Below are 8,384 nucleotides of genomic sequence, written 5' to 3' on the forward strand. Positions count from 1 at the left end.
GCGCCCACGCCGCTGACACGATTAGGGTCGGGGCGTGAGCATGCAGACGCACCTGACGGCGGGCGACGCCGAGTTGACCATCAGCCCCGAGAACGGCTGCCGGATCGAGAGCCTGCGGATCGGCGGCACCGAGGTGCTGCGCCAGGGCGAGCGGTTCGGGACCTTCCCGATGGTGCCCTGGTGCGGCCGGACCGAGAACGGCCGCTTCCGCAACGGGGCCACCAGCCACCAGCTGCCGGTCAACGCACCCCCGCACGCCATCCACGGCACCGTCCGCGACCTCGCCTGGAAGACCGCGCGGGTCTCCGCGACCGAGGCCGTCTTCACCTGCGAGCTCGGCGACCCGTGGCCGTACAGGGGCAGGGTCACCCAGGTCTTCGAGCTGGCCGAGGACGCCCTCACCCTCCGCTTCGGCGTCGAGACCTACGACGACTCCTTCCCGGCCCAGGCCGGCTGGCACCCCTGGTTCCTGCGGAACCTCGGCAAGGGCGGCCAGGACGTGCGGCTCGACTTCACCCCGGCCTGGCAGGAGGAGCGGGGTGACGACCACCTTCCGACCGGGCGCCGGATCGACCGCATCCCCGGCCCCTGGGACGACTGCTTCGGCATGCCCGAGGGCGTCGATGTCACCCTCACCTGGCCGGAGGAACTGGAGCTGAGGGTCACCAGCCGCGCCGAGTGGGTCGTGATCTACGACGAGCCCGAGGAGGCCGTCTGCGTCGAGCCGCAGTCCGGCCCGCCGAACGGACTCAACACCCATCCCCGCCTGGTCACCCCGATCGATCCCCTGGAGGTCGAGAGCACCTGGCGCTGGCGCCGCCTCTGAGCAGTGCCCTCTAAGCTCGGGGCATGACTGACGTACGCGCTGAGCTGCTCCAGCAGATCAAGGACAAGGCCGTGGTGCACGGCAAGGTGACCCTCTCCTCGGGTCTGGAAGCCGACTACTACATCGACCTGCGCCGGATCACGCTGGACGGCGAGGCCGCGCCGCTGGTGGGTCAGGTCATGCTCGACCTGACGGCCGACCTGGACTTCGACTGCGTCGGCGGTCTGACCCTGGGCGCCGACCCGGTCGCGACCTCGATGCTGCACGCCTCCGCCGCGCGCGGGCAGCGCCTCGACGCCTTCGTCGTCCGGAAGGCGCAGAAGGCCCACGGCATGCAGCGCCGTATCGAGGGCGCGGACGTCAAGGGCCGTCGCTGCCTGGTCGTCGAGGACACCTCGACCACCGGCGGCTCGCCGCTGACCGCCGTGGAGGCGGTCCGCGAGGCCGGCGGCGAGGTCGTCGCCGTGGCGACGATCGTCGACCGGGGCGCCGCCGAGGCCATCGCCGGGGCGGGTCTGGCGTACCTCACGGGCTACCAGCTGGCCGATCTCGACCTGGCGTAACCGCCGCGAAGTCGTGACTTAGGTCCCGGGCATCCGTGATTGCTGTCCTGACCTGCGCTTTTATCAAGGGGCGGGGTGTTTCACGTGAAACACCCCGCCCCTTGTCGTGCCGGGCCCGTGGGAGCCCGGAGAAGAGTCTGGAAGGATGGGCGTCGACGATGACGTCGCCCCCAGGTCAGGGACAGCAACGCACACACCCCGCACATCACAAGGAGCGGACGAATGCCCATCGCAACCCCCGAGGTCTACAACGAGATGCTCGACCGGGCGAAGGCAGGCAAGTTCGCCTACCCGGCCATCAACGTGACTTCGTCCCAGACCCTGCACGCCGCCCTGCGCGGCTTCGCGGAGGCCGAGAGCGACGGCATCATCCAGATCTCGACCGGCGGAGCCGAGTTCCTGGGCGGCCAGTACAACAAGGACATGGTCACGGGCGCCGTCGCCCTGGCCGAGTTCGCGCACATCGTCGCCGCGAAGTACGACATCACGGTCGCGCTGCACACCGACCACTGCCCGAAGGACAAGCTGGACGGCTACGTCCGTCCGCTGCTCGAGGTCTCCGCCGAGCGCGTCGCCCGTGGTGAGAACCCGCTGTTCCAGTCGCACATGTGGGACGGCTCCGCCGAGACCCTCGCCGACAACCTGGCCATCGGCCAGGAGCTGCTCGCGAAGGCCGCCGCCGCCAAGATCATCCTCGAGGTCGAGATCACCCCGACCGGTGGCGAGGAGGACGGCGTCAGCCACGAGATCAACGACGAGCTGTACACCACCGTCGACGACGCGCTCCGCACCGCCGAGGCCCTCGGCCTGGGCGAGAAGGGCCGCTACCTGCTCGCCGCCTCCTTCGGCAACGTGCACGGCGTCTACAAGCCGGGCAACGTCGTCCTCCGCCCGGAGCTCCTCAAGGACCTCCAGGCCGGTGTCGCCGAGAAGTACGGCAAGGCCTCCCCGTTCGACTTCGTCTTCCACGGCGGCTCGGGCTCCACGGCCGAGGAGATCGCCACCGCGCTGGAGAACGGCGTCGTGAAGATGAACCTCGACACCGACACCCAGTACGCGTTCACGCGTCCGGTGGCGAACCACATGTTCAAGAACTACGACGGTGTCCTGAAGGTCGACGGCGAGGTCGGCATCAAGTCGACCTACGACCCGCGCACCTGGGGCAAGCTGGCCGAGGCCGGCATGGCCGTCCGCGTGACCGAGGCGTGCGCGGCGCTGCGCTCGACCGGCACCAAGCTGAAGTAAGCGCTGAGGCAGGCGTGGTACGAGGGCCCGGCACCCCCGCCCTGGCGTGGGGGTGCCGGGCCCTCGGCATGTCGGGAGGAGAACGATGTCCGGAGGAGAGACCACGGTGACGACGACGTACGACTTCGACCGGGAGATCGACCGCCGCGGGACCTGGTCGGTCCAGTGGGACGGGATCGCGGACCGCTTCGGCGTCCCCGACCTGCTCCCCTTCACCATCTCCGACATGGACTTCGCCTCCCCGCCGGAGGTCCTGGCGGCCCTGCGCGACCGCGTCGACCACGGTGTCTTCGGCTACACCGACTGGCGGCTCGGCGAGTTCCGCGAGGCGATACGCCACTGGTACACCACCCGGTACGAGGCCGAGATCGACCCGGAGTCCCTGGTGTACGCGCCCTCCGTGCTCAACCAGCTCTCCCAGCTCCTGCGGATGTGGACCGAACCCGGCGACGGCGTCGTCGTCCACACCCCCACGTACGACGGCTTCCGCAAGGCCGTCACCGGGCTCGGGCGCGAGCTGCGCGGCGTCCCGGTCGGCGACACCGAGGCCCTCGAACGGGAGCTGGCCCGGCCGGACAGCAAGGTCCTGCTGCTCTGCTCCCCGCACAACCCGACCGGCCGCGTGTGGACGGAGGGCGAGCTCCGGGAGTTCGCCGCGCTCGCCGAGCGCCACGGCGCCGCCGTCGTCAGCGACGAGATCCACGCCGACCTGACCACCGAGGGACACCGCCACATCCCGTGGACCCGGATCGCCGAGCGGGGCCGGGGCCACCGCTGGGCGCTGGTCACCTCGGCCACCAAGGCCTTCAACTTCCCCGCGCTCTCCGGCTCGTACGGGATCATCGGCGACCCCGACGAGCGCGCGGCCTTCGTCCGGCGCATGGAGACCGGCGAGGGGCTCGCCTCGCCCGCCGTGCTCTCGCTGACCGCCCACATCGCCGCGTACCGGCACGGCGCGGCCTGGCTGGACGAGCTGCGCGCGTACGTGGCGGGCACGATGGAGTCGGTCCGGAAGCGGCTGGCCGAAGGCCTTCCGGGGGTGGCCTGGGAGCCCCCGCAGGCCGGCTACCTGGCCTGGATCGACCTGCGGCCGCTCGGCATCGAGGAGACCCGGCTCCAGGAGGAGCTGGTGACCGTCGAGAAGGTCGCGATCATGCCGGGCGGGGTCTACGGCACCCCCGGCTTCGTCCGGCTGAACGTGGGCTGCACCCGCGAGAAGGCGGAGCGGGGCGTGGACGCCCTGGTCCGGGCGGCGGGGCGGCTGCGGACGACCTGAGGGGCGGCCGCGGGCCCGGTCGCGCGCGGCGCGGATACCGGGGAGCGGTGCGTCGCAGGCGTGTTCTAGTCTTCCTGCACCGTGCCCCGTGCTGAGGGGCCGGAATCATGCTCTTTGGGGGGGCTCTTCATCGTGCGCAAGCGCGCTCTCTCGGCCGCGACGTCGTTCGCGGTCCTCGTCAGTTCCGCGGCGCTGGTCGCGGGTGCGGCCGGCCCGGCGGCCGCCGACTCGGTCGTGCCGCTGAACGTCGGAACCATCGGCGACATGGTGGTCGACGGCGTCCACCAGCGCCTGTACTTCAGTGACACGTACAACAACCGCGTCGTCGTCACCGACTTCGCGGGCAAGTTCGTCAAGGCCATCACCGATCTGGCCTATGTCCGTGACCTCGACCTCTCCGACGACTCGGCGACGGTGTACGCGGCGCTCGAGAACGCGGACAAGCTCGTCGCCATCGACACGGCCCAGCTGGCCGTCACCGCCGAGTACCCGACGGGCCAGGGCACCAAGCCCTCGACCGTCGCGTCCGCCGCCGGCCGCGTCTGGTTCGGCTACGGCGAGAACTGGGACTCGGATCTCGGGTCGGTCGACCTGACCACGGCCGTGCCGACCGTGACCCTGGCCCTCACCACGGGTGCCAACTGGTCGCACGCGCCCACGCTCCGCACCGACCCGGCGGCTCCGGACACGCTCGTCGCCGCCGACGGCACCATCAGCTCGGGCCCGATCGTCGTGTACGACACCGGGTCGGGTACGCCGGTCGTCCGCACGTCCGCCGAGCGCCAGGGGTTCGTGAAGGACATCGAGATCGCCCCCGACGGCAAGAGCGTCGTCGCGGCGGACCGGGTCACCTCGCTCACCAGGCTCAGCCTCACCGACCTCTCCGAGCAGGAGAAGTACCCGGTCTCCTGGAGTGCGGAGGCCGTGGCCGTCGCCCCGGACGGCACCGTGGCCGGCGGGACGAGCGACCGTGACGACGTCGGCGACGTCTTCGTCTTCAACGGCGGCTCCACGACCCCGGCGAGCGTCCGGGACACGAAGTCCTGGATGCTGTTCGGCGGGGAGATGGAGTGGGCGCCCGACAGCACCCGGCTCTTCGTCCCGGTGCAGCTGCCGGGCCAGTCGGAGCACGTGCTCCGGATCTACACGTCGCCGAAGCTCCACACCGTCTCCGTGACGGTGAAGGCCCCGGCCACCGCGCCGATCAACAAGCCGCTCACCGTCTCCGGCTCGCTCTCCTCCACGCTGAAGCTCCCGGCGGGCGCTCCGCTCACCGTGACGCGGTACGACGCCGAGAACCCGGCCGGCAAGGCACTCGGGACGCGGACGCTCGCGGCGAACGGCACGTTCTCGTTCCCGGACACCCCGGCCGCGGCCGGGAAGGTCTCGTACAAGGTGGCGTACCTGGGCGACGCCAAGCGCGCGTACTCCACCGGGACGGCCGCCGTGCAGGTGGCGCCCTTCCCGACGTACCTGAAGCTCGACCAGAACCGTCGCACCGTCGACTACAACACCAACGTGACGTACACGGCGTCCCTCGGCTGGTCGTACCGGAACCGGGTGGTGGAGATCTGGGCCGACCCGTACGGGACGGAGCCCAGGCGGCTGCTCAAGCGCGGCACGGTCAACTCGGCGGGGAAGCTGTCGGTGACGACCCGGATGACCCGCGACACCTGGGTGACCGCGGACTTCGCCGGTGACACCCGCTCCGGCCGGGCCCACGTCGGCTCCACCGTGTACACCCGGGCCGGTCTGACGACCTCGCTGTCCCAGCACTACAAGTGGTCGAAGATCGGCACCATCTGGTACCAGACCTACCACCAGAGCGGCGACGTGATGGTCACCGCCTGGAACAACCCGTACCCGGGCCGGATGACCAAGTACCAGCTCCAGGTCTGGTACGCGGGCGCATGGCGGACGGGCTCCGAGGACTACGTCCGGCTGAACGGCGGCGGCATGGCCTACTTCCGGTTCGACGGCGCCGGAGCGGCCGGCGTCCGCGCCCGGGTCCGCACGGCGTACGTGGACGGCACGTCCGGCGACAACGTGAACACCACGGTCCACGGCGCGTGGAAGTACTTCAACATCACCCGCTGACCCGTCCTCCGCGGCCCCGCCCACCCTCCTCTCGGATTCCGGTGGGCGGGGCCTCGGCGTTCGGGGGACCATGCAGGCATGGGCGAGCGGGACGTACGGATGGCCTCCAGGACCGGGCGATGGATCGTGTTCACGACCGTCCTCGGGTCCGGCATGGCCCTGCTCGACTCCACGGTCGTCAATGTGGCGCTGCCGCACATCGGCGAGGACCTGGACGCCGACCTGGCCGTTCTCCAGTGGACGGTCAACGCCTACATGCTCACCCTGGCCGGGCTGATCCTGCTCGGCGGATCGCTCGGCGACCGGTTCGGCCGGCGCCGGGTCTTCGTGATCGGCGTGGTGTGGTTCGCGCTCGCCTCGCTCCTGTGCGGCCTCGCCCCGAACGCCGGGGTGCTCATCGCCGCCCGCGCCCTCCAGGGCGTCGGCGGGGCGCTGCTCACCCCCGGGTCCCTGGCGCTGATCCAGGCGAGTTTCCACGAGGACGACCGGGCCAGGGCGGTCGGGCTGTGGTCCGGCTTCGGCGGGGTGGGGGCGGCGATCGGGCCGTTCGTCGGCGGCTGGCTGGTGGACGGGCCGGGCTGGCGGTGGGTGTTCCTGCTGAACGTGCCGCTCGCGGCCCTCTGCGTCCCCGTCGCGCTGCGGCACGTCCCCGAATCGCGGGACGAGACCGCGCACGGCCGCTTCGACGTGCTCGGCGCGGTCCTGGGCGCTGCGGCGCTCGCGCTCGTGACGTACGCGCTGATCGGCGAGGCCTGGTGGGCCGGGGCGGGCGGGGTCGTCGTCGGAGCCTGGTTCGTGGGGGTGGAGCGGCGGCGCGGAGAACGCGCGATGGTGCCGCCGTCGATCTTCGCGTCCCGGATGTTCACCGCGGTCAACCTGGTCACGCTGTGCGTGTACGCGGCGTTCGGGGGTTTCTTCTTCCTGGCCGCCCTCCAGCTCCAGGTGGTGGCCGGCTACTCGGCGCTCGGTGCCGGTACGGCCCTGCTGCCCACGACCGTCCTGATGCTGCTGCTCTCGGCGAAGTCGGGGGAGCTGGGGGAGCGGATCGGGCCCCGGATCCCGCTGACGGTGGGGCCGCTGCTGTGCGCCGCGGGCATGCTCCTGATGCTGCGGGTCGGGGAGGACGCCTCGTACGTGGCGGACGTGCTGCCCGCGCTGCTGGTGCTCGGGCTCGGGATGACGGCCCTGGTCGCGCCGCTGACCGCGACGGTGCTCGCCTCGGTGGACGTGTCCCGGGCGGGTCTGGCCAGCGGCATCAACAACGCGGCGGCGCGGGCGGCCGGGCTGCTCGCGGTGGCGGCGCTGCCGATGCTGGCCGGGATGGGCCCGGAGGCGTACCGCTCGGCGGAGGAGTTCGGGGAGACGTTCCGCAAGGCGATGCCGATGTGCGCGGGGATCCTGGTGGTGGGCGCGGTGATCGCGTGGACCACGATGCGGACCCCTGCGGGGGCGGCCTGCCACCCGGAGTGCAAGGTGCACTGCGGGGTGACGTCCCCGCCGCTCGACCCGGGCCGGCGGGACGCCTCGCCCTGAGGGGCCCGGGGCTCCCCGCGGGGCGTTCCCGGCGTCCCGACGCCCGCTGCCTCCCGCCACGGGCGCCCGGGTCCGGGGCGGTGGTCCGTCCCCGCCACGGAGCCTTCGGCAGGCGGGACTGAGGCAGACTGACCCCATGGCCATGCATGAGAACCTCCTGGGGGGCCCGGCCCCCACCCACCTGCCCGACGACCCGGGTCCGCGCGAGCTGCTCGCGAACGGTACGGCGCCGGCGGAAGTCGCCGCGAAGTACCCGACCTCCTCGCTCGCCTGGGCCCAGCTCGCGGACGACGCGTACGAGCGCGGCTCGGTCGTCGAGTCGTACGCCTACGCCCGTACCGGCTACCACCGCGGCCTCGACGCGCTGCGCCGCAACGGCTGGAAGGGCCACGGCCCGGTGCCGTGGGAGCACGAGCCGAACCGCGGCTTCCTGCGCGCCCTGCACTCGCTCGCCCGCGCGGCCGGCGAGATCGGCGAGAAGGACGAGTTCGAGCGCTGCACGACCTTCCTGCGGGACTCCTCGGAGACCGCGGCGGAGACGCTCGGCTGACGCTCCCCCGTACCGGCCGGACGCCCTTTCCCTCCGAGTCGGGGGAAAGGGCGTTCGAACGCCCGGTACGATCCCCGGGACCGCAGGACCCGAGGGGGGAGTCTGTCGTGGGCAAGCGTGGTGCGACCGCAGGACGGCGCCGAACGGGCAGGAGGCGCAGGTCCGGGCGCCGGCTCGTCCTGCCGACACTGGCCCTGACGACGGTCGCGCTCGGCGCGGGCGTCGCCCTCGCCCACTTCAACGGCCCGCCCGCCGAGGTCACGGCGGCCCCGGCCGCCACCCCCGTGCCGACGG

Annotated in this window: 7 protein-coding genes and 1 pseudogene; all 8 read left to right on the plus strand. The window is 72.1% G+C overall.

The window, feature by feature from the left end; all coding sequences use genetic code 11:
• Positions 1-40 precede the first annotated feature (40 nt).
• Positions 41-826, plus strand: coding sequence for an aldose 1-epimerase (locus tag ACFQ79_RS32515; protein WP_383590119.1), 786 nt, complete (start codon positions 41-43; stop codon positions 824-826).
• A gap of 23 nt (positions 827-849) precedes the next feature.
• Entirely contained in the window at positions 850-1,389 is a 540-nt protein-coding gene (pyrE, locus tag ACFQ79_RS32520) for an orotate phosphoribosyltransferase (protein WP_209495598.1), read from the plus strand.
• A gap of 222 nt (positions 1,390-1,611) precedes the next feature.
• Entirely contained in the window at positions 1,612-2,634 is a 1,023-nt protein-coding gene (fbaA, locus tag ACFQ79_RS32525) for a class II fructose-bisphosphate aldolase (RefSeq protein WP_055600202.1), read from the plus strand.
• An 85-nt stretch (positions 2,635-2,719) separates the two neighbouring features.
• Complete coding sequence (locus ACFQ79_RS32530; protein ID WP_383590114.1) at positions 2,720-3,910, plus strand: MalY/PatB family protein; 1,191 nt, start codon at positions 2,720-2,722, stop codon at positions 3,908-3,910.
• Between the two features lie 132 nt (positions 3,911-4,042).
• Complete coding sequence (locus tag ACFQ79_RS32535) at positions 4,043-6,007, plus strand: Ig-like domain repeat protein (RefSeq protein ID WP_383590116.1); 1,965 nt, start codon at positions 4,043-4,045, stop codon at positions 6,005-6,007.
• Between the two features lie 78 nt (positions 6,008-6,085).
• Positions 6,086-7,540, plus strand: a complete 1,455-nt coding sequence (locus ACFQ79_RS32540; RefSeq protein ID WP_383590117.1) for an MFS transporter — start codon at positions 6,086-6,088, stop codon at positions 7,538-7,540.
• A gap of 136 nt (positions 7,541-7,676) precedes the next feature.
• On the plus strand, positions 7,677-8,090 hold the full coding sequence (locus tag ACFQ79_RS32545; RefSeq protein ID WP_030323572.1) for a DUF3151 domain-containing protein: 414 nt from the start codon (positions 7,677-7,679) through the stop codon (positions 8,088-8,090).
• A gap of 107 nt (positions 8,091-8,197) precedes the next feature.
• Positions 8,198-8,384 (plus strand): annotated as a pseudogene (locus ACFQ79_RS32550) (hypothetical protein); the annotation flags it as partial.

The sequence above is a fragment of the Streptomyces sp. NPDC056480 genome (assembly GCF_042795405.1).
In the GTDB taxonomy this organism is placed as follows: domain Bacteria; phylum Actinomycetota; class Actinomycetes; order Streptomycetales; family Streptomycetaceae; genus Streptomyces.

Bases quoted from the DNA above. Each gene is read 5' to 3' on its own strand.
- ACFQ79_RS32515 (WP_383590119.1), top strand. From the start codon at position 41: ATGCAGACGCACCTGACGGCGGGCGACGCCGAGTTGACCATCAGCCCC.
- pyrE (WP_209495598.1), top strand. From the start codon at position 850: ATGACTGACGTACGCGCTGAGCTGCTCCAGCAGATCAAGGACAAGGCC.
- fbaA (WP_055600202.1), top strand. From the start codon at position 1,612: ATGCCCATCGCAACCCCCGAGGTCTACAACGAGATGCTCGACCGGGCG.
- ACFQ79_RS32530 (WP_383590114.1), top strand. From the start codon at position 2,720: ATGTCCGGAGGAGAGACCACGGTGACGACGACGTACGACTTCGACCGG.
- ACFQ79_RS32540 (WP_383590117.1), top strand. From the start codon at position 6,086: ATGGGCGAGCGGGACGTACGGATGGCCTCCAGGACCGGGCGATGGATC.
- ACFQ79_RS32545 (WP_030323572.1), top strand. From the start codon at position 7,677: ATGGCCATGCATGAGAACCTCCTGGGGGGCCCGGCCCCCACCCACCTG.